Annotated in this window: 21 protein-coding genes; 15 read left to right on the plus strand and 6 right to left on the minus strand. The window is 47.3% G+C overall.

The window, feature by feature from the left end; genetic code table 11:
• The first annotated feature begins 1 nt into the window (after position 1).
• On the plus strand, positions 2–748 hold the full coding sequence (locus tag AAC052_RS10020) for a copper homeostasis protein CutC (protein ID WP_339812955.1): 747 nt from the start codon (positions 2–4) through the stop codon (positions 746–748).
• Positions 749–802: 54 nt separating this feature from the next.
• On the opposite strand, the gene AAC052_RS10025 is transcribed toward AAC052_RS10020, so the two are convergent.
• Positions 803–1,294: a DinB family protein gene (locus AAC052_RS10025; protein ID WP_339812958.1), complete on the minus strand. Its 492-nt coding sequence runs from the start codon at positions 1,292–1,294 to the stop codon at positions 803–805.
• A 178-nt stretch (positions 1,295–1,472) separates the two neighbouring features.
• Here AAC052_RS10025 and AAC052_RS10030 point away from each other — a divergent pair, with 178 nt between their 5' ends.
• From AAC052_RS10030 to AAC052_RS10060, 7 genes are all read left to right on the plus strand, one after another.
• Positions 1,473–2,234 (plus strand): creatininase family protein, encoded by a 762-nt coding sequence (locus AAC052_RS10030; RefSeq protein WP_339812960.1) that lies wholly within the window; start codon positions 1,473–1,475, stop codon positions 2,232–2,234.
• A gap of 113 nt (positions 2,235–2,347) precedes the next feature.
• Complete coding sequence (locus AAC052_RS10035; RefSeq protein WP_339812963.1) at positions 2,348–3,436, plus strand: bile acid:sodium symporter family protein; 1,089 nt, start codon at positions 2,348–2,350, stop codon at positions 3,434–3,436.
• Positions 3,433–5,163 carry a cellulase family glycosylhydrolase gene (locus AAC052_RS10040; RefSeq protein ID WP_339812966.1) on the plus strand — a complete coding sequence of 577 codons (1,731 nt, stop codon included), beginning with the start codon at positions 3,433–3,435 and terminating at the stop codon, positions 5,161–5,163. Before AAC052_RS10035 ends, AAC052_RS10040 begins: the two co-directional genes overlap by 4 nt.
• Before the next feature lie 81 nt (positions 5,164–5,244).
• On the plus strand, positions 5,245–5,814 hold the full coding sequence (locus AAC052_RS10045) for a sigma-70 family RNA polymerase sigma factor (RefSeq protein ID WP_339812968.1): 570 nt from the start codon (positions 5,245–5,247) through the stop codon (positions 5,812–5,814).
• Complete coding sequence (locus tag AAC052_RS10050) at positions 5,795–6,070, plus strand: hypothetical protein (RefSeq protein ID WP_339812970.1); 276 nt, start codon at positions 5,795–5,797, stop codon at positions 6,068–6,070. Before AAC052_RS10045 ends, AAC052_RS10050 begins: the two co-directional genes overlap by 20 nt.
• Position 6,071: 1 nt before the next feature.
• Positions 6,072–6,722, plus strand: a complete 651-nt coding sequence (locus tag AAC052_RS10055; protein ID WP_339812972.1) for an ATP-dependent Clp protease proteolytic subunit — start codon at positions 6,072–6,074, stop codon at positions 6,720–6,722.
• Positions 6,723–6,943: 221 nt separating this feature from the next.
• Positions 6,944–7,645, plus strand: coding sequence for a carbohydrate-binding family 9-like protein (locus tag AAC052_RS10060; RefSeq protein ID WP_339812974.1), 702 nt, complete (start codon positions 6,944–6,946; stop codon positions 7,643–7,645).
• 5 nt (positions 7,646–7,650) lie between these two features.
• Here the strand turns inward: AAC052_RS10060 and AAC052_RS10065 are convergent, their stop codons facing one another.
• From AAC052_RS10065 to AAC052_RS10075, 3 genes are all read right to left on the minus strand, one after another.
• Positions 7,651–7,860: a hypothetical protein gene (locus AAC052_RS10065; RefSeq protein WP_339812975.1), complete on the minus strand. Its 210-nt coding sequence runs from the start codon at positions 7,858–7,860 to the stop codon at positions 7,651–7,653.
• Between the two features lie 502 nt (positions 7,861–8,362).
• Positions 8,363–8,947 (minus strand): hypothetical protein, encoded by a 585-nt coding sequence (locus tag AAC052_RS10070; protein ID WP_339812977.1) that lies wholly within the window; start codon positions 8,945–8,947, stop codon positions 8,363–8,365.
• A gap of 300 nt (positions 8,948–9,247) precedes the next feature.
• Positions 9,248–10,318 (minus strand): Gfo/Idh/MocA family oxidoreductase, encoded by a 1,071-nt coding sequence (locus AAC052_RS10075; RefSeq protein ID WP_339812979.1) that lies wholly within the window; start codon positions 10,316–10,318, stop codon positions 9,248–9,250.
• Positions 10,319–10,520: 202 nt separating this feature from the next.
• Between AAC052_RS10075 and AAC052_RS10080 the strand changes: the two genes are divergently transcribed.
• From AAC052_RS10080 to AAC052_RS10090, 3 genes are all read left to right on the plus strand, one after another.
• Positions 10,521–10,994: a hypothetical protein gene (locus tag AAC052_RS10080; RefSeq protein WP_339812981.1), complete on the plus strand. Its 474-nt coding sequence runs from the start codon at positions 10,521–10,523 to the stop codon at positions 10,992–10,994.
• A 217-nt stretch (positions 10,995–11,211) separates the two neighbouring features.
• Positions 11,212–12,141: a DUF6807 family protein gene (locus AAC052_RS10085; RefSeq protein WP_339812983.1), complete on the plus strand. Its 930-nt coding sequence runs from the start codon at positions 11,212–11,214 to the stop codon at positions 12,139–12,141.
• Entirely contained in the window at positions 12,138–13,091 is a 954-nt protein-coding gene (locus AAC052_RS10090) for an aldo/keto reductase (protein WP_317492166.1), read from the plus strand. Before AAC052_RS10085 ends, AAC052_RS10090 begins: the two co-directional genes overlap by 4 nt.
• A 182-nt stretch (positions 13,092–13,273) precedes the next feature.
• Here AAC052_RS10090 and AAC052_RS10095 read toward each other — a convergent pair whose 3' ends face one another.
• On the minus strand, positions 13,274–15,967 hold the full coding sequence (locus AAC052_RS10095; protein ID WP_339812985.1) for an ABC transporter permease: 2,694 nt from the start codon (positions 15,965–15,967) through the stop codon (positions 13,274–13,276).
• Positions 15,964–16,302: a helix-turn-helix transcriptional regulator gene (locus AAC052_RS10100; RefSeq protein WP_152000160.1), complete on the minus strand. Its 339-nt coding sequence runs from the start codon at positions 16,300–16,302 to the stop codon at positions 15,964–15,966. The genes AAC052_RS10095 and AAC052_RS10100 overlap by 4 nt, the downstream gene beginning before the upstream one ends.
• Positions 16,303–16,478: 176 nt before the next feature.
• Between AAC052_RS10100 and AAC052_RS10105 the strand changes: the two genes are divergently transcribed.
• The 4 genes from AAC052_RS10105 to AAC052_RS10120 all read left to right on the plus strand — a co-directional run bounded on the left by AAC052_RS10105 (position 16,479) and on the right by AAC052_RS10120 (position 21,569).
• Positions 16,479–18,329 carry a gamma-glutamyltransferase gene (locus AAC052_RS10105; RefSeq protein ID WP_339812987.1) on the plus strand — a complete coding sequence of 617 codons (1,851 nt, stop codon included), beginning with the start codon at positions 16,479–16,481 and terminating at the stop codon, positions 18,327–18,329.
• Between the two features lie 119 nt (positions 18,330–18,448).
• Positions 18,449–19,003, plus strand: a complete 555-nt coding sequence (locus tag AAC052_RS10110) for a hypothetical protein (protein ID WP_339812988.1) — start codon at positions 18,449–18,451, stop codon at positions 19,001–19,003.
• Positions 19,004–19,255: 252 nt separating this feature from the next.
• Positions 19,256–20,548 (plus strand): Gfo/Idh/MocA family oxidoreductase, encoded by a 1,293-nt coding sequence (locus AAC052_RS10115; RefSeq protein WP_317492169.1) that lies wholly within the window; start codon positions 19,256–19,258, stop codon positions 20,546–20,548.
• A gap of 100 nt (positions 20,549–20,648) precedes the next feature.
• A complete protein-coding gene (locus AAC052_RS10120; RefSeq protein ID WP_339812990.1) occupies positions 20,649–21,569 on the plus strand; it encodes a sugar phosphate isomerase/epimerase family protein in 921 nt (306 codons plus the stop codon).
• The last annotated feature ends 14 nt before the right edge of the window (positions 21,570–21,583 follow it).

Below are 21,583 nucleotides of genomic sequence, written 5' to 3' on the forward strand. Positions count from 1 at the left end.
GATGTCACTTACAATCGAAGTAGTCTGCTACAACATCACTTCAGTGCTCAACGCCATTGAAGGTGGTGCCAGTCGCATAGAGTTATGTGATAGCCCTGGCGATGGAGGCACCACACCCTCCGCTGGAATGATCCTGACTGCTAAAGAAAAGGCACGAATACCAGTGTTCGTCATGATCAGGCCAAGAGGTGGCGACTTCCTCTATTCCGATGAGGAGTTCGAGGTAATGAAAAAAGACATTGAATCGGCGAAAAAACTAGGTGCAGACGGTTTGGTCTTTGGCATACTCAAAGCCAATGGGGAAATAGATACGGAAAGAAACAGGGAGCTTGTGCAGCTTGCCAGGCCGCTGAAAGTCACCTGCCATCGGGCATTTGACATGACCAATGATCCCCACGAAGCCCTCGAAGCCTGCATTGAAGCTGGCTTTGACAGGATCCTCACCTCCGGGCAGCAGGCCAATGTTTACGACGGCAGGCTATTGCTAGCGGAGCTGGTGAAAAAAGCCGGCGACCGAATCATCATCATGCCAGGCGCTGGCGTAAGCGAAGAAAATGTGGCCGATCTGGTGAAAACCACTGGAGCGAAAGAAATCCATATTTCAGGGAGGAGCTTTGTCGACAGCCCCATGGCATACAGAAACCCCGCCGTGTCTATGGGAGACGACCCAAGAGAGTACCAGAAGCTGGTGGTAAGTGTGGCAAGAGTGAAAAAAATTCGCTTTCTAGCAGAAGGTGTCAAAAAATAGTAAGGGGCTGTCTCAAAAGCCCAATTGGTTTATTGAGACAGCCGCACTATGGTGTTACCTCTCCCAAAAGAACGGCGGCTGAATGCCCAGCGACCGAAGGTACACATAGCCTTGTCCCCTGTGGTGAATCTCGTTGTCGATGAAATAGAAAAGGTTGGACACCACCGTTCCCTCATACTGCCCAAAAAGCTTGATTTGCTCCTGGAATCTTTCTGCTGAAAGCTGCTTCCAGTAGGAGTTAATTTGCTCTGTAGAGTCGTCCCATGCCTTCAGTACATTTTCTTTTCTTCCTTCAAACTGCATCTCTTCATTGAAGGGCGATGTTTTGCCGGTAACAATTTCCTTAAGGCCTGGCACCGCTATGGCAAGCATCTCACTAACGAGTTTCGAAAATGGTCGCATGCCGCCAATGGAATGTTCAAAAAACTCCTTTTCAGGGAAAGATTCTATCACCCGGCGGGTCAGGCTTCTATGTCCCTGCCAGTGTTTGAGCAACTGCTCTGGTGAAATTACTCCGGCTTCAATCTGAGTGTTTAGCTGATTCATGATGTGTGATTTTAGGTTTAAAATTTCTTTGATGAAGCCAAGCTAGCACCGGCCACTGACAGCTGTCTGTCAGTGGATTTTTTTACATAAAAACTTTTTTCTTCAATTAGTAAACCAGCCAAATGTCTGTTCAACTTTGTAGTTTGATAATACTCTCAAAAATTCTAGCTTCAACCCTATGAAACAATACCTACTCGCCGAGTGCAACTGGAAAGACATCAAGGATCGCCAAATCGATTTGGCCATTTTACCCTGGGGCGCCACAGAGGCCCACAACTACCACATGCCTTATGGCACCGACGTATACGAAGCTGACAGCATAGCCGCTGAGGCAGGTCGTATCGCCTGGGAAGCTGGCGCAAAATTGACAGTGCTACCCACTATCCCCTTTGGCGTAAACACCGGCCAAACTGACATCAAGCTAGACATTAACCTCTACCCCAGCACGCAGCTGGCTATTCTCAACGATATCGTTGAGGTGCTCAACCGGCAGGGCATTTTCAAGCTACTGATTGTCAACAGCCATGGCGGCAACGACTTCAAAACCATGCTGCGAGAGTTGGGGGTTAGGTACCCAAAAATGTTGCTCAGCACCTGTAACTGGTTCCAGTCAATGGACAAGAAACAGTACTTTGAAGAGCCTGGAGATCATGCCGACGAAATGGAAACCTGCCTCATTATGCACCTGAGACCCGAGCTGGTGCTGCCGCTCGACCAGGCCGGAGACGGGAAAGACAAAAAGCCACGTATTCAGGGTTTCAAAGAAGGCTGGGCCTGGAAAGAAAGGGAGTGGTCAAAAGTATCGGCAGATACAGGTATTGGTAATCCGAAAAAATCTACGGCGGAAAAAGGAGCCAGGTTCTTCACAGACGTTACACAAAAACTTGGCAAGTTGATGTTGGAGCTTTCGCAAATTGGTAAAGAGGACTTTTATGAATAGTTTTTTCACCCGCTTAAAAAGTAATTAAGCGGGCCGTAAGCATTTCTTTGGCTTTTTGATAAATCCGCAGCATCTTAGAAATGGATTGAATCAATTCGTTCCATTGCTACATTATGAAAAAGACATATACCTACACCCTATTTATTGCTTTAGCATTATTAGTCGCCGCTGCCATTGCCGGCATTGGACTTAGCTCCCCAATCAGTGGACCCTTGTTGATTGCAGGCCTTCTCTTACTGGCGTTTGCATTTCGAGGAAGTGAAAAAGCAAAAGGCTATAGTTACTCTGTAGTCATTTTTTCATCGGTTGCTGCCGCTATGTACTACCCCGCACCGTTTCAGCAAATCGGCGACTTCAAGCTGGGCACTTTGATAGTTCCGCTGCTTCAAATCATCATGTTCGGCATGGGCACGTCCATGAGCATCAAAGATTTTGAAGGAGTGGTCAAAATGCCCAAAGGAGTAGGCGTTGGTTTGCTGTGTCAGTTTACCATTATGCCGCTGCTCGGATTTGGAATAGCCAAGCTTTTTAACTTCCCTTCTGAAATAGCCGCCGGTATTATACTGATTGGCTCGGCTCCAAGCGGGTTGGCCAGCAACGTGATGGCCTACCTGGCTAAAGCTAATGTGGCCCTTTCGGTAACAATGACAGCCGTAGCCACTATGCTGGCCCCGCTAATGACACCCTTATGGATGAAGTTACTAGCCGGACAATATGTTCCCATCGAATTTTGGGGGATGATGTGGAGCATTGTCAAAATTGTGATCATCCCGATCATTGGTGGCCTGATCTTCAACAAACTCTTTCACGGAAAGGCCCCCTGGGTCGACAGAGCGATGCCCCTTTTGTCAATGGCGGGCATTGCCATCATCATCAGTATCATTACCGCCTCTGGCAGAGATGCTCTCCTCACTTATGGCGTTGTCCTCGTTTTCGCAGCCCTGCTGCACAACACGGCTGGTTACTTTCTAGGTTATAAGCTTTGTAAAGCCATCAAATTACCAGAAAGAGACTGTAGAACAATTGCCTTTGAGGTAGGTATGCAAAATGGCGGACTCGCTTCGGGAATAGCGCAGGGGATGGGAAAAGTTGCTACTATGGGCCTCGGCCCCTCTGTCTTTGGTTCATTGATGAACATTACGGGATCTATCCTGGCAAATTGGTGGAGAGATAAACCAACGGGTGAAAAAGACCCAAAATGAAAAGGCTTCTGCTTCCGGCAGCCGTTTGGCTACTTTTCACACAAGGTGTTTTCGCCCAAACGGCCTCTTCCTTTGATGTCAACGACAGGCTGGGGCGTGGCATCAACATGGGCAATTCCTTTGAGGCACCTACCGAAGATGCCTGGAGCAACCCCTGGCAGCCGGAGTACTTCAAAATAATAGCTGACCTTGGCTTTCAGCATGTGAGGCTCCCCGTCCGCTGGGAAACACCGGAACGGAGCATGGTCGACTCGCCTTATACGATCAATGCAGACTTTTTGCAGAGAATTCAGGCCGTTGTCGACACGGCACTGAAATACAAGCTGCATATCATCGTGAATATGCACCACCACGACTCGCTTTTTGAGAACGTGGCCCGGGAAGAGACCCGGTTTCTTTCGCAGTGGAATCAAATTGCCAACCATTTCAAAGATTACCCCGACAGCCTCTTGTTTGAAGTACTGAACGAGCCACACGGAGAGATAACCCCAGCACTATGGAACGACCTTTTTGCGAAAGCGCTGACTGAAATCCGAAAAACGAATCCTACAAGAAGCGTGATATTGGGAGTGGCAGAGTATGGTGGACTTACTGCTGTTCCTCAATTGGAGATTCCTGCTGATGACCACCTCATTCTTAGCATCCACTATTACAACCCCTTTCACTTTACCCACCAGGGAGCTGATTGGGTGGGCCCGGAAACCCAGGCATGGCTTGGTACTGAGTGGAATGATACGGAAGCCGAGCGACTGACAGTCGTCAACGAATTCAAGGTGGCCCAGGCTTTCGCCGAGGAACACAACCTGCCGTTCAATGTTGGTGAGTTTGGTGCCTATAGCACAGCCGATATCGACTCAAGGATTCGCTGGACTACCTACCTCGCCCGCTGGTTTGAGTCGCAAAAGATGAGCTGGGCCTATTGGGAATTTAGCGCAGGATTCGGCATTTACGATCCTGCCAACAAATCGTTTCTTGAACCTCTGGTAGATGCCCTGCTGCACAACCCCATGCCGGAGCCCACCCAAGTCAATACCAAAGTGGTGTACCAAAGTGATTTTAGCTCTGGTCGGGATGGTTGGCTTGTGGTGAATCAGGGAGGTGCCGCCTCGCTATTAGACAATGCTGGCAATAAACTCACAGTGGCGATATCAGGCGGTGGCACTGAAGGCTGGCATATTCAACTCACCAAAACCGGTCTTTCGTTCACGAAAGGAAAGACTTACCAAATAGGCTTCAGCGCCAAAGCAGATGAAGCCCGGGCGGCTACCTTCTATGCCGGCAAAAACAGCGACCCATGGACGGCATACAGCGGATACAATGGTGTGACCATACCGGCAACAGAAACGAGGTTTATTTTCACCTTTACGATGAACGAACCCACCGACGATCAGGCGAGATTGGTGTTTGATCTTGGTAAATCGGTAGTGGATTTGAGCATCTCCGATATTTTGGTTGAAGAGGTTCTCAACTCAGTTACTGCACTGGACGATGAGTCGGGGGGAAATATTAGGGTATTCCCCAACCCTACTTCGTCCCAATTGTTTGTGAGTGGATTGGAAAATTACCACAGTGCCCGGGCATTCGATATGCAGGGCCGTTTTGCTGGTATGCTCCCCTTTGAGCCAGCCAGCAGATCAATCGACATGGGTCGGCTTCCGGCGGGGCTCTATTTGGTTAGGCTAACGAAGGGAGCGATCAGCGAGACTTTTCGGGTAATAAAAGAGTAGCTCTCAGAAAATTATTTAAGAATTTCGCCTTTTGAAGGTGATATTCTCCCTCTTTTCTGCACTTATAATAAAAGCTATTACATGGAAGTAACCGAGAACCTTGAAAGAAAGCCCTTCATGGCGGCGACGGCTGACGACAGACTCGCCTTTTTTGAGGCGCTCTACGAAGACGCTTTCCCCGCAGCAGCCAGGTTCGTTCACCGTATGGGTGGCAATCTGGAGGATGCCCGTGATGTTTTTCAGGACGCCCTGGTTCTCTTTTATGAGAGCCTCACTGCGAAAAAAGTACATGTGGAAATTTCCCACAAAGCGTATTTACTTGGAATATGTAAACACTTGTGGATTCGAAAAGCAAAAGCCCGAAGCAACGAAGTCCACCTGGAAGAGTGGGAAAAGTGCCTCAACGTGCCCGACCTCAACGAAGCGCATCCTTCGGCTAACAAACTGCTCGCCCTGCTGGAACTTGCAGGCCAAAAATGTCTGGACCTGCTGAAAAGCTTCTATTATGATCGCCTGAGCATCCCACAAATAGCCTCCAGTTTCGGCTTCGGCAGCGAGCGTTCAGCTACGGTGCAGAAGTACAAATGCATGGAAAAGGTAAGAAACGAAGTAAAATCAAAAGCACTGCACTATGAGGACTTCACTGACTGAAATAGCGCAAATTGAAAGCTACCTTCAGGGGAATCTCGGTATCGCTGCCACCCTCCTCTTCGAGGTAAGGATGCTGCTGGAGCCATCGCTTAGCGCTAGCGTAAAGCTCCAAAAGATCATTTCAGAAACAGTTCTTCTTCATGGACGAAACCAACTTAGAAAGGAACTTACTGCAATAGATCACAAGCTTTTTACGGCTGCCGACAAAAGAGCTTTCAGAACGGAGATCGATCAAATTTTCAACCAGGATAAATAACATGAACATCCAAGCCAACCTTGTTCCCATGGTGATTGACAACAATAGCCGTGGGGAGCGAGCCTACGACATATTCAGTCTGCTGCTCAAAGAGCGCATCGTTTTTCTTGGAACCAAAGTCGACGACGTGTCGGCCAACCTGGTGGTTGCCCAACTGCTCTACCTCAACAGCATCGACCAAAAGTCGCCCATCAACTTGTACATCAACAGCCCAGGCGGGGTGGTGTACGCAGGCCTGGCCATTTACGACACGATGCAGATGATACAGGCGCCGGTATCTACGGTAGCAGTAGGCGTAACAGCCAGCATGGGCACAGCGCTGCTTTGTGCAGGTGCAAAAGGTAAGCGCTATGCTCTACCCCACTCCACCATCCACATGCACCCGACCGGCGGCGGTGCTCAGGGCTACACCGAAGATGTACGAATTGCCACCCGGGAGCAGGAAAGGCTGCAAACTCAGCTATTCCACTTAATGGGCAAGCACACCGGGCACAGCTGGGAAGAAATTGAGGCGTTTTTTCTGCGTGACAAATACCTGAACGTCCTCGAAGCCAAAGCCTTCGGCATCATCGACGAGGTACTCGGCAGCACCGACGACATCGTTGTGCTGGAAAAAGAGGGTTTTAAAGTGCGTTTGGCCTCTCCCAAATAAATCGCCCAAGTGCAGAAACTTCAGAACTACGATTTACCACCATGGCGGGTGGCCGAAAAATTGGCGGGCAGATGCGGGTAAAGGCCTGTGCGTTTAATTTTTCAAGACTTTTGCTTACTTTTTGTCGTTTGAAAAAGTAAGAGCCCAGCGGCTTGAGCGAGATTACTCGCTTGCACACCTCCCGTTCTCTCCCTATCTTACTCGACCAACCCGCTTAACTCATGAAACTACTCTACACCCTACTTCTACTTATGCCCTTTGCTGCCAACGCCCAAGCCCCCGGAAGCCTGACCATCAAAAAAGTGGCCGACTTCGACGTAAAAGAAACTCCCGACAAAACCTGGGAAGCTGCCAGCTGGGTAGAAGTACCTCAGAGAAGCGATAACGGTGTGACCTATGCCACCAAAGCGAAGATCTTGTATTCTGAAACCGGCATTTACTTTCTCTTCCACTGCGAAGACAACAAGCTCACCGCCACCATGACCCAGGATTTCGACGACCTGTTCAAAGAAGATGTGGTGGAAGTATTTCTATGGACTGATGAAAGCACCCCAATCTATTTCGAATACGAGCTTTCCCCTCTCAATTATGAGCTACCCATCCTCGTGCCCAATTACGGTGGCAAATTCCTGGGCTGGAGGCCCTGGCACTATTTCAACGAAAGAAGAACAAAGCACGTAACGACAGTTGAAGGTGGCCCAAAACGAAGCAATGCCGACATCAAAGCGTGGACGGCCCAATTTTTCATTCCCTATGTGTTGTTAAACCCGTTAAAGAATGTACCTCCCACCAGTGGCACGAAATGGAGGGCCAATATGTACCGCCTCGATTACGACGGCGGCAAGCAAACCCGCTGGGCCTGGCAACCCATCCGCACCAACTTCCATGATTATGAGATGTACGGGACTTTTGTGTTTGAGTGAGGTGACTATCTACGGGTATGCTTTCGTAAGACTTCCTTATTGCTTTTCACCTCTCCCCTTTCTATTTGACCTTCTGCGACATCCAGTCGCTGCAACTGAGCATTTGTAAGAGTAACAGCTTCCTCTGATTCTTTGAGAATATCATAGATTTCGCTAAGAAGCTCCTCATTCTGGTTTTCTTTTACCAGGGTCATTATTTTATCCTTGATAGTCATATATCAAAAATAGAAAAAGTGGCCAAATACTTTTCTGCTCAACAACAGATTAAAATTCAAAATCCCCAACGGACTCGGCAGCCCATCCGCACCAACTTCCATGATTATGAGATGTACGGGACTTTTGTGTTTGAGTGAACCGACAAGAGGCTATTTCTGGCCGATTCGCTTCACTCGACTTTCTTCAAGCTTGTCATTGATATAATGTTGCCGTTCCTTGAAAGTCACTCCCTGTCCCTCACTGCTAATTTCATTCCTGGCAGCCAGCATCATCTTTGCTGTATCGAAAGACTTTACTTTTTTAATCGCTTCTATATTTTAAAAAGTCGTTAGGGCTTCTGGCGTCGATGATGGAGTAGCCCCGTCTCAAATTTAAATCTGGAGTACTCAATCTAAAAGGTAGCTACACAAAGACAAAAAAGCTTATAGCTGTTAAATATGCTAGAGAGTGGTAAATTTAATTCCTTTGAAAGCCATCTTTAGAATTTTGCGGCGGGTTGAGCTAAAATCTTTCTTCGGATGCCCAAGTGATATTCTCCCTCTTGAACCAGAACGTTACATAGTCATCCGAGGCAATTTCTTTTATTAGGGCCATGGCGATATCATAACCATTGTTATGATAAATAACAATCTTATTGAGATCGTTACAATAATATAATGTTCTGTCTGGATATTCTTTACTGTCCAGAACTTGATAGATATTTTCTTGAATTCTTTGCACATCTATCATCTTAAATGATATCAAAAAACCATCTCCATCAGTTAGAAAATACCATTTGGCCTCACCATCAAAATGTTTTACATCACCAGATTTATCAAAAACCTTATAAAACCCTTCGAATTCATAAATTTTATGAAGGTTTGATTGACAAGTGGCTGAAGTAAACCCCAACGAGAGCAAGAAACTAAGTGAAATCTTCAATGATCTCATAAAGACTTGTGTCGAGCTATATGATAAATGTTTTTTACATAGGTTCAAATTAACCGATGTTTCAAATGAATGGAAATTAAAAAATAGAAGAGGAAGACTCTTCCAGTCTCCCAATAAAAGGGGCTTAATCCCTCTTAATATCAAATCAGTAATCATTGATCACCATTTAACAGAAACCTGAGTCCTCCCTGTCTAAAAATAACAGCATTAAATGTCCTAAGCAAATAATCTCTTCACTTAGACAAGCCGTCTAAGACGGGAAACTAAAAAAGTAACGAAAAGAACTGACAAATAGGGGTAACTCCTGCCTTCGAAATGATGCCAGTACATTTAAGGACATTTTAACTATCAGTAACTGGCGGGGATTTTACTAGTTTTCTGGCACAATGTCTTGCCTATCGTACTTCAAGACATTCGATAAAAAACCTGCATCAGAAATCTCAAATCCAAAACCCCCTACAACTCCACCGTCTTCCCAGTCCTGAAGCTTTCATCAGCTGCCAATACTATGCGTAAACTGTTTACCGCATCGGCCAGGTGGTCAGTCAGGTCAAGGTCTTCTTTGATGGCTTTGAGCAGATACAATTGCTCAAGCTCGCAAAGCCCGTCGTGGTCAGGTTCGCTGGAAGTGTCCACAATTTGGTCGGGCTTTACATACTCACCTTTGTCGTTAGTTGCCGCATAGTGTACTTTCAGGCTGCCCGTTTTGCTGTGGCCGTCAATGTCCTGTGAGCCATCTCCTTTGGGAGCATCCACTATGTTGACGCAACCTTTCGGCCCAATCACATCTTTGACAAAGTAAGCCACCTCGCTCATCATCGGCCCCCAGCCAGCTTCGTACCAGCCTACTGAACCATCGTCGAAAGTCACCTGAAGCTGACCGTAATTGTACATGGTAGGTTTGATCTCATCCGTCAGCCTGGCGCCAATAGCACTTACACGAATCGGCTTGGCCCGGGTCATCATGCACATCACATCTACGTAATGCACACCACAGTCCACAATGGGCGACATCGTATTCATCAGGTTTTTGTGGGTTTGCCAGTGCTTGCCGTTGCTTTGCTGGTTCAGGTTCATGCGCATTACCAGCGGCTTACCGAGCCCCTGCGCTATTTCCACAAACTTGGCCCAGGCCGGATGCACTCTTAGTATATAACCTACTACTACTTTCTTATTCACCGACTTCGCCATGTCCACCACACGCTGCGCTTCCTCTACGGTAATGGCCAATGGCTTCTCCACAAACACATGAGCGCCAGCTTTCAGGCTCTTCAGTGTATAGTCCACGTGGGTTTCGGCGTAAGTATTTACCGAAACAACATCTGGTTTGGCAAGTGCCAGTGCCTCGTCAAAATCGGCATAACAAGGATAATCTCCACCCAACTCCTTATTCAGTTTCTCCCGGCTTTCTGCCGTGCGGCTTACAAGCCCCACAATTTCAAAATCGTCCAACTTGTGGTAGGCCCTTGCATGTGATGCACCCATATTGCCGCATCCGGCTACTAATACTCTCAATTTATCGCTCATGTCTTTGGTGTTGTAATTTTGCTACTTCAATTAACCCTCCAGGGGCTCGCAGCCCTTGGAGGGTTGAAACCTGCTTTAAATAGAAACTTTTTTGCCCTCTTTTCAAAGTAAGAGATGATTTGCCTAAAGAAGCAAAGGATAACTGGTCAATCTGCTTCCTTAACAATAAATTGACCTCGAATTATCTAATATTGCCTTTCTAATGTCTGCTTATTCCATCTCTCACATAAAAAAGGAACTTCAAGTCCTTGATCCTGAACAACTCCGGCAGGTAATCCTTCGCCTGGGCAAATACAAAGTGGAAAACAAAGAGCTGCTCTCCTACCTCCTTTTCAAAGCACACGATGAAGCCATTTTCATTGAAGAAGTAAAGGAGGGGATCGATGAAAGCCTTTCCACTTTGAACGATAGCAACCTCTACTGGGCCAAAAAAACCATCAGGAAAGCCCTCCGATTCGCCAACAAAAACATCAGGTATTCAGGCATCAAAGAGACAGAGGTAGAGATCAGGATTTATTTCTGTCAGCAAATGAAAGCGACCGGTCTCCCCTTTCAGCGCAGCACCACTCTTGACAACCTCTATACCGGCCAGCTCAAAAAGATCGAAAAAGTGCTCAGCACCCTGCACGAAGACCTGCAGTTCGACTACCAGCAGCAAATTGACGAATTGAGATAAGGGATCGAAGGAGACGGGAGGCCGAGTTGATGCAAGAGAGAGTGGCGACACCTTGCACATTTAAGTCCTGAAGGTTTAATTTTTCGATGACTTTTGCCTACTTTATGAGCCCTCCTGAAAGAGCTTGAAAGCCAGGAGCGCTATTGCCTGCCGACGAATGGTGGGACTTGAAGAAAAAATGATCGTTTAGCTTAGTAACCAGCGCCACCCGAAAACCATGAACAACAGTAGCATAGTCGCCGGCATTGCCTTTGTCTTTCTCATTTCGTGGCAGAGCTCGATGGCTCAAAAATTCAAATTCACAGAAACCCCGGAGGGCATCAGCCTCACTGAAGGCACTCACCCCATCTATTTCTACCAGCAGAAAACAAAATCCCTCGACGGAAAATACCCCAGGGCGAACTACCTGCATCCTCTTTATGGTTTAAACGATGAGGTACTGACGGAAGACTTCCCGGCCGACCACCTGCACCAAAGAGGAGTCTTCTGGGCCTGGCATCAACTGATTGTCGACGGTGAACGCATCGGCGACGGCTGGGAATGCAAAGGCATTGAATGGAATGTGACCAGCACGGCTACCAAAGTAAGCAGCAAGGCTGCCCGACTGGAGCTGGCAGTAGACTGGAACACGATATGGAACGGCGACAGCATTACCTTCGTCAAGGAAAACACAGTCATCACCACTTACAAGACCACGGCAGACTACAGGGAAATAGATTTTGATATCAGCCTTACTGCCAACGGGCACGACGTGTGGATCGGCGGGTCGGAAGACCACAAAGGCTACAGCGGCTTTTCTGCCAGAACCATCCTACCCGATGATATAAAATTTCGTTCTGAAAAGGGAGTTTTGACCCCCACTGATCCGGCTATGCAGGTGGGTGGTTGGGTCGATATGATTGCTACCTTTGGAGAAACAAAGTCGGGATTCACCATGATGGCGGATACGACACAGATGGCGTCGTGGCATGGCTGGATATTGAGAAATAAGAAAAGCATGCAAAACGCAGCTTTTCCGGGTAGGGAGCCTTTTAAAATTGCTAGTGGAAAAACTTTGACGATGAGCTATAAGCTGGTCATACATAAAGCCGATTGGCCTCTGCAGGAAATAGAAAGCAAATTCAAAACCTTTATCGATAAGAAATGAAGCACTTAAATTTCAGGAATGGAGATCAAATGCCAGCCATTGGGCTGGGTACGTGGAAAGCAGCTCCAGGCGATGTTTACAAGGCAGTAAGAGAAGCTATTAAAATTGGCTACAGGCATTTTGACTGTGCCCATATTTACGGCAATGAAGATGAAATTGGAACAGCCTTCGCCGACGCTTTCAAAGCTGGTGAGATAAAACGAGAAGAGCTGTGGGTTACCTCCAAGCTGTGGAACAACAGCCACCGGAAAGATCAGGTAGAACCAGCGCTGAAAGTCACTCTCAAAAACCTACAACTCGACTACCTTGATCTTTATCTCATTCACTGGCCGGTGGCTCTGCAAGAAGGCATCGGTTTCCCTGCTTCACCAGCCGACTTTATTCCTATCGATCAACTTCCGCTGACAGTTACCTGGTCAGGCATGGAGGCTGTGGCCAAACAAGGCCTGACAAAACACATTGGCGTTTCCAATTTCAATATCAAAAACCTGAAGGTCATAAGCGAGGGAGCCACCATCATTCCTGAAGCCAACCAGCTGGAGTTACACCCCTACCTGCAACAAAATGAGCTGGTGGACTACTGCAAAAAAAATGAGATCGTTGTCACAGGCTACTCTCCTCTTGGCTCCTCCGACCGGCCAGCCAGATTGATTAAAGAAAGCGATCCTACCCTTTTGGAGAATGAAGTGATCAAGCAGATAGCAGCTACAAAAAACTGCTCGCCAGCACAAGTACTTCTTAGCTGGGCGGTGACAAGAGGAACTTCGGCCATTCCAAAGTCAGTGAACCCGAAGCGTTTGAAGGAAAACCTGGAGTCTGCCGCTATTGAGCTTTCTACGGACGACCTGAAAAGGATCGCAGACTTAGACCTGAATTTCCGATATATCAACGGAGAAACCTGGGCAAGCCCTGGGTCACCGTATACGCTGGAGTATTTGTGGGGTAAATAAAAAATGATTGAGAGGCTGTGTCCCCAAACGATTTACAGGAATTAGCACGGCCTCTTATTTTTTTTGTAATCATCAGATAAACATAGTGCTACCTATCTACTCTACTTTGCCAAATAGTGTTCCGACCACGGCAAAGAAACTAGTAGAGTGATCCTCAGCTCGCTAGCTTGACCAGACTTGGTTTATTCATTCCTCAAACTATCCACCGGGTTGGCATGGGCCGTTTTCCAGCTTTGCCAGAACACAGTCAGCAGCGCAATCGCCAACACGGCAGCACCAGCAACAATGAATATCCAGGGATGGAGCTGCATGCGGAAAGCATAGTTATCGAGCCAGTTGTCAGCTAATAGCCAGCTAACAGGGATGGCTACTAAAAATGACACCACCACCAGGGTGATAAACTGCCTGCCCAGCAAAGACAAAATTTGGCCGAATGAAGCGCCCAGCACTTTGCGGATGCATATCTCTTTTGTGCGAGTGGAAGCCACATAATACACCAACCCTAGCAGCCCCATGCATGCCACCAGGATGGCCAGGCCAGAGAAAATACCAAACACCTTCCCCACCTGTTTATCCCGCTCATACTGCGCATTGAAATGATCATCCAGAAAATATTCCATGTACAGTTCATCCGGAAATATTTCCATGAAATTTTCCCGGACGCTGAATGCAGCCTGATAGACATCGTCGCCGTTCAGACTGATGGTGAAATAGTCTGGTTTGAACTGCCACCAGCCTGATTCATTGAAGGGGCAGAGAACCAGCGGTTGTACTTGCTGAGACAATGATTGAAGGTTAACATTTCTAAAAATGCCTAAGATTTCATAGTCTGCCTGTCCCTCTAACTTCATTTGAATCTTACTTCCTATGGCTTCAGCGTTTGATGCGTAACCCAACATATGCGCCGCCATTTCATTGATCAAAACCTTTTGTTTGTCGGCAGGAGCGTCTTTGTGGAAATTCCGCCCTTCCAAAAGTTCAATCTGATAAGTTGGTATAAAAGAATCGTCGGTAAATATGTAGGGTGAAAGTATCGCCTCACTTTCAGTGTCTTCCTTTCTCTTAATGGATGAAATTGTTTCGCTGGTATGCCCGGGGATATCCGATGAAGCCACAAAGTTGGTTATATTCGGATGCGTCAGAAGAATATTTTCAAACCTTTCGACACGTACTCTCATAAGGGAGTCATAGACAAGTGGCGCTTTTACCACCAGCATCTCATTCGTCTTAAATCCCAGCTGCTGTCGCTGCATATATCTAAGCTGACTGACCATCACTATCGTGCCTGTAATAAGGGCATAGGAAATACCAAACTGAAAAATTACCAGGGTGTTTCTGAGACCGAATTTTTGACCAGAAGCTTGAAACTTACCTTTTAGCACTTTGATCGGCAGGTAGGATGACAAGACAAGTGCCGGGTAAAGACCCGCCAAAAAACTGCCTACGATCAAAATGCAAGCAAAAATTGATAGGTTATTTTCTACGACCCAGAATTTGTAGGTAGATAAACCAGTTACTACAGGATTTCCTATTAACTCATTGAATGCCGATGCTGATAGTTGAACCCAAATTAGTGAAAGCCCAAGAGCCACAGCGTTGATCAGTGTAGATTCCACAAAAAACTGAATGATCAGTGTACCCCGACTCGCTCCAATCACTTTCCGAATCCCCACCTCACTGGCCCTTTCGAAGGCCCTGGACGTTGATAGGTTAATAAAATTGATCCATGCAATTACGAGAATCAAAATCCCTACTGCAGACAAAAAAAGAACGGTTTGATAACTCCCGTTTGACTCAGCTTCTCTCAGTAAATGGCTGTGAAGGTGAATATCAGACACAGGTTGAAGGTTCATGTGTTCGGTGATGCCGTTGGCATGCATCGCTTCGCCCAGATATTTATCGACAAAAGAATCCAATTTACGTTCAAGCATTCTGACGTCAGTCCCCGGACGTACTTTCACATACGTATAGTAATTGACATCACTCCAATCGTTGAGAGACTGTGGGGTTTCCGTAGAATGGATACTTCCAATACAATCGATCTGCAGGTGACTATTTGCCGGCAGGTCTTTATAAATACCTGCGACCTTGAAAGTGTAATGAGAGAACTTAACGGTTTTTCCAATGGCATATTCATCGCCGAAAAGTCGATTAGTCACCGTTTCGGACAGCACAATGTTAAAAATGCCTGCTAAAGCCGAGTGGGGATCGCCATCAACAAACTGCAGGTCAAAGATATCAATGAACCCCTGATCTCCGGCGTACGAGTTCTCCAGTGAAATTTCTCGCTTATCTCCTTCATTCGGTATGTAACTAATACGCTGATCAGTCAAACCCCATGAAGTAATCTTCAATATTCTACTGGTTTGTTCTATCTCGGGAAAATCAGATTTGATAGCAGACCACACAGGTTTATGGTTGACCGCATAAATACCTGACCCCAGTGACTTGGATCCCTCAATTCCCAATGTCACTCTGTAGACATTATCCACATCTGGAATAAACCGATCGTAGCTCAGCTCAAACTTCACATACTGAAAAATGATGAAGCAGGCAGCCATGCCAATGGAAAGGCCCATGATGTTGAGCGCAGAGAAACGCTTACGCTTCAAAAGGTTGCGCCAGGCAGAGGTGAGATGATTTTTGAACATACCGTAATTGTTTAGTCTGTAAGCACCACCCAACGGCCTTATGATACCCGGCCGGAATAATTTGAGAACCTCAAGCCATACGAGTAACCCTGCCCTTCCCGCACCAACCAGCTCAAGATGTTCTTCATAAAGTTCGTGTACATCTCCCTCCACATCTTCCAGCAGCACTGGATGGCAAAACAGCCGGAGAAACCTGATGGCAATATGTGGCTTCTGGGATTTCAAGTGATTTTAAAATCAAAAGCCATTTTGGGTATTGATTCCCACAGCAGTTGGCGACTTTCCATGACTTGTTCAAGCGCCCGCTTGCCGGCAGGAGTAACTTTGAAATAGCGCTTCCTCTTCCCTCCCCTTACGCTGGTAGCTTCTCCGAACTCTGATTTCAAAAAACCTTTCTTTTCCATCCGGCTGAGCGCAACCCGCATCGCTCCCACGCTCACACCCCGCTTCAACCGAATCTCTATCTCCTTTTTGATCGCAATCCCATAGGCTTCCGGGTACAGCACCGCCGCTGTCAGCAAAACCACCTCTTCAAACTCTCCTAAACTCGCATTTCCCATTACCATAATCTTATTGCAATTCATTATTAAAGTCCTAAATGTCGCTATTATTTATTAAAATCCTATTTGTTGCTTTAATATTTTTATTCTACACCCAAGAGTTCTTATTTCCACCCAAATAATTCTGTCTGCATTTAATCAGAAGAATAGCTACATTGAGTCAAATCTCTGAAGCTATGAAAAGGGTTCTATTTGCTTTGTTGGCGTACACATTTACTTTCAGTGTTAGTGCACAGGTATTTAATGCCTATACACCACCCACACAAAAGCCTCCTCTCCACGGGAAAAACTGGATGGCCATTACCGGCAAACCATTGGCCGCCACAGCCGGAGCCATGACTTTCCAGAAAGGTGGTAACGCCGTAGACGCAGCCTGTGCTATGATTGCAGCTACCAGCACGATGTGGGACGTGCTCAGTTGGGGTGGTGAAACCCAGGCCATGATCTACAACCCCAATACCAAAAAAGTAATCGCCATCAATGCGCTGGGCGTAGCCCCTACCGGTGCAACTCCGGAATATTTCAAAGGAAAAGGTTTAGACTACATTCCCGAATACGGGCCTCTGGCAGCCGTTACTCCGGGCACCCCCGGTGGCATTATGGTGATGCTGGCTGAATATGGCACCATGAGCCTGAAAGAGGTGCTAGCCCCCGCCATGGAGCTGGCAGCGGGCTACCCTATTGAGGCTCAAACTGCCAACGCTATTGAACGGGGTAAGAGTGAAATCAAAAAATGGCCGTATTCCACCAAAGTGTTCCTCACCCACCCCGGCGAAGAAAGAGAAGCACCTGAGGCCGGAGAAATCTTCGTTCAGAAAGACCTGCTGGCTATGCTCACCAAATTAGTGGAAACTGAGCAGGCTGCCCTTAAAAAGAAGAAAAGTCGTAAAGAGGCTATTTATGCCGCCTATGATCGTTTCTACAAAGGCGACATTGCCAAAGAAATTGCCCGGGGCACACAGGAACAGGGCGGATTGATTACCGAACAAGACCTCGCCAACTGGGAAGTGAAGATCGAAGAGCCTATGATGGTCAACTACAAGGGCATTGACGTGTACAAGCTTTCCCAGTGGACACAGGGGCCTGCCTTATTGCAGTCGCTCAATATGCTGGAGAACTTTGACCTGAAAGCGATGGGCTACAACTCAACCAAATACATCCACACCTTGTACCAGGTCATGAGTATGGCATTTTCTGATCGTGACTTCTACTACGGCGACCCTTACTTTGGCCCCGAAGAGCCCATGAAAGGGATTCTTTCGAAAGAATATGCCAAAGAGCGTGTGAAGCAGATCAACTGGGAAATGAACGATGCTAAAATTGGCCCTGGTGATCCCTACCCTTTTGAAGGCAAAGTGAACCCCTACAGCGAGCTGCTGAAGCAAAAAAGTCAGGCCTCACTCTCCGCACCCGATTCATATGAAGATTTCATGAGAGGCTTTCTGGCTGGCACCACTTCTGTGCAAACAGCCGACAAAGACGGCTGGGTAGTGTCGGTCACGCCAAGTGGTGGGTGGATTCCAGCTTGTATTGCTGGCAATACTGGTATTGGTCTGAGTCAGCGCATGCAAAGCTTTGTGCTGAATGAAGAAGAAGGCCCTTTCAATGTGGTGGCGCCCGGCAAGCGACCTAGAGTTACCCTCACTCCTTCTATGGCATTGAAAGAGGGCAAGCCATTCCTTTCATTTGCCGTGCAGGGTGGAGACACGCAGGATCAGAACCTGCTGCAGATGTTCCTTAATGTGGTGGAATTCGACATGACTATTCAGGAAGCTGTTGAAGCCGCCAATATTAACAGCTACCAGGTGAGTAGCTCCTTTGGTAACCATGAAAGCATTCCGGGCTCCCTTTTGTTGAGAAACGACACACCACCCTGGGTACAAAAAGAGCTCATAAGAATGGGGTACAAACTGCGATTTGACGACCGCAGCTCCGGGCCTATTAACGCCATCTACTTCGACTGGAAACATGGCAGCTTCTGGGGCGGCTCAAGCAATTATGGAGAGGATTATGGGATTGGGTGGTGATCACATACTAACACCAGGTAGGAAAAATAACCAGGAGAGCTCGCTTCCCAGCATTTATGCAATTTTCAGTTCAAATAATCGTTGATATGTAGTTGCCAAAAACCACTTAATCAACTGTAATGAAATCGAGCTACACTGTTATCATCATCTTCATTCTCCTGTCATGCGGAAAAGCTGATGACACACCGGAAACCGGTGCTTTTGGTGAAGTAAGCTACAAAATCAATGATCTCGAGCAGACCACCACAAACGTTGCCCTCAAGTTGGATGTATCACCTAATTCAAAATTGTGTGATGGAGAACATTTCACACTGACGATCGACAACCCTGAAAGCAGGTTAAAAACCAGAAGCAACGCCTACGAAACTCTATATTTTGATAAACTAACACTGGAAGCGGGAAAAAGACAGGTTGGCGCCACCAGGTGCGAGAATGGCCCCCAGGTCGGAGTTGCCCTCTTTTCGAGCGCTGGCGATGTGCTGTATGCCAGTTATAAGTTGATTGGCAATGAAGAAGAAAACTGGATTGAAATCGCCAGCTACGATGAGCTGTCTAAAACGCTAACCGGGGAGTTCAACCTAAACTTTGCCGTCGAAAAGGAGCATCCAGACAACCCAGTGCCTGACACAGTCCATTTCACGAATGGAAGAATTGTAGCTGTGTTGCAAAACTGAAGCTTTCCAAAAAAAACTATATACTCTCTTTTGTGAGGTTGCTGACAGCTCCACGATTGTGATAGGCTCTCTTTAGCTTAATGTGTACGCAAACACCGCCTACTACCCATCCATCCCTTTTCCCTCACATTTGTATAATCAACAAAGCTTTGCTTCATGATAATTCTTATATTGAAGTTAATTTAGGAAGTGCCTTAAATCACTTCCACGGTGCTGACAAACAAAAGTACAACCCATAAACACCCATATCACATGGACAATAAAAGAACAAGAAGGGATTTCCTTAGAAATACCGGAACCCTGGCAGCTGCTTCTGCCCTGCCCTTTTTCAGTAGAGTGCCTGCCTTTGGCAACCCGCTGGATACGAAAACGCTGAGAGTAGGCCTTATTGGATGCGGTGGTCGTGGCACTGGTGCTGCCAACCAGGCTTTGGCAGCTGATGACAACGTGGTGCTGGTGGCTATGGCCGACCTGTTTGATGACCGGCTGACCGAGTCGCACGCTAACCTGACTAAAATCCATCCCGATAAAATGAAGGTGGACAAATCAAGAAGGTACCTTGGGTTTGATGGTGCTGATAAGATCATCAATGCCAAAGACATAGATGTGGTCATACTTACAACTCCTCCGTATTTCCGTCCCGAGCATTTCGAGAAGGCTGTCAATGCGGGCAAGCATATTTTCTGCGAAAAGCCAATGGCCGTAGATGCGCCTGGCGCCAGAAGAGTGATGGAGGCAGTAAGGGTAGCCGAGCAAAAGAAACTCAATATTATGTCGGGCTTCTGCTGGAGATACCATACTCCGAAAAGAGCCACCTTCCAGAAAATACTGGACGGTGCGATTGGCGAAGTAACTACGGTTTACAACACATACAATACCGGAGCGCTTTGGCTTCGTGATACTCAGCCCGGGTGGTCCAAGCTGCGCAAGGATATGAGAAACTGGTTGTATCACACCTGGATTTCTGGAGACCACCTTATCGAGCAAGCCATCCACAGTGTGGATATGCAGTCGTGGGCATTGGGGGATGTGCTGCCAGCCAGCGTGACTGGCACGGGTGGGCGTCAAAGCAGGGTTGAGCCTGAATTTGGCAATGTTTACGACCACTTTGCCCTTGTTTACGAGTACGATAACGGAGCAAGAGGCTTCCATTTCAGCCGTCAACAGAAGAACTGCAGCAACAGCTACGCCGTGGAATCAATCGGCACGGAAGGTACAGCCATGGTTAACTGTATCCGCAACCGCCATACCATTACCGGTAAGGAAACATGGAAATACGATGGAGAGGACAACGACATGTACCAGCAGGAGCATGACGAACTATTTGCCGCCATCAGAGCAGGTAAGCCTGTCAACGATGGAAAACGCATGGTGCAGAGTACTATGTTAGGCATTATGGGCAGAATGGCTGCCTACACGGGGCAAACCATCACCTATGAGCAAGCCTGGAACTCTCAGGAAAAGCTGGGCCCCGATACTGTGGACGAAGACACCAAGTGGGAAGATGCACCAGTGGCACAGCCCGGCATCACACAGTTTTCATAACTAATACCTAAAACCTCCGGGGTTTGTCTCTTGTCTGTTTCAGGCAAGGCAAGCCTCGGAGGTTTCTCTTTTTCCGCAACACCCCACCTATCCAAATACTATGAACAGAAAAGAATTTATCAAGAAATCTACCGGAGCGATTGCTTCTGCAGCTATTCTGGGTTCAGGAGCCATCAGCCCTCTGTCTGCATCACCTGAAAAAGAAACCCTGGCAAAAGTCAGCATCAAAAAGAGCCTTAAGTGGGGCATGGTAAAGGAAGACCTGTCCATCATGGACAAATTCAAGATGCTGAAAGACCTTGGCTATGACGGTGTGGAGCTGGACAGTCCCAACGACCTTGACAAGAAACAAGTGCTTGCTGCCAGAGACAAAACCGGACTGGTAATTCCCGGCGTTGTCAATTCTGTTCACTGGAAAAGCCCTCTCTCCCATGCCGATCCCAAAGTTAGACAAGCATGTGCCGATTCGATGAAAACTGCCTTGCAAGATTGCAAAGACTACGGCGGCACCACGGTACTGCTTGTGGCAGGCGTAGTCAATAGCGAAATCAGCTACGACGATGCTTACCGCCGCTCCCAGGATGAGATCAGAAAGATGATTCCATGGGCGCATGAAACAGGTGTGAAGATTGCCATCGAAAATGTCTGGAATAACTTCCTGCTAAGCCCAATAGAAGCCGCCCGCTTTATTGACGAGCTTAATGACCCAATGGTAGGATGGTACTTCGACATAGGCAACGTGGTACGTTATGGCTGGCCCGAGCAGTGGATCAAAGTGCTGAATCGCCGCATTATGAAGCTGGACGTAAAAGAATACAGCCGGAAAAAACAGAGCGATGAAGGCATCTGGAAGGGCTTCGACGTGGAACTGCTTGAAGGAGACAACAACTGGCCCGTGATCATGAGAGCCCTTGAAGCTATCGACTACAAAGGTGGCTGGATGAGTGCCGAAGTGAATGGCGGCGACAGAAAAAGACTCCAGCAAATAAGCGAATTGATGGATAAAATCATTGCGCTCTAAGCTTGCTTTTGAGA

It is taken from the genome of uncultured Imperialibacter sp., from assembly GCF_963974565.1.
Lineage (GTDB): Bacteria > Bacteroidota > Bacteroidia > Cytophagales > Cyclobacteriaceae > Imperialibacter > Imperialibacter roseus.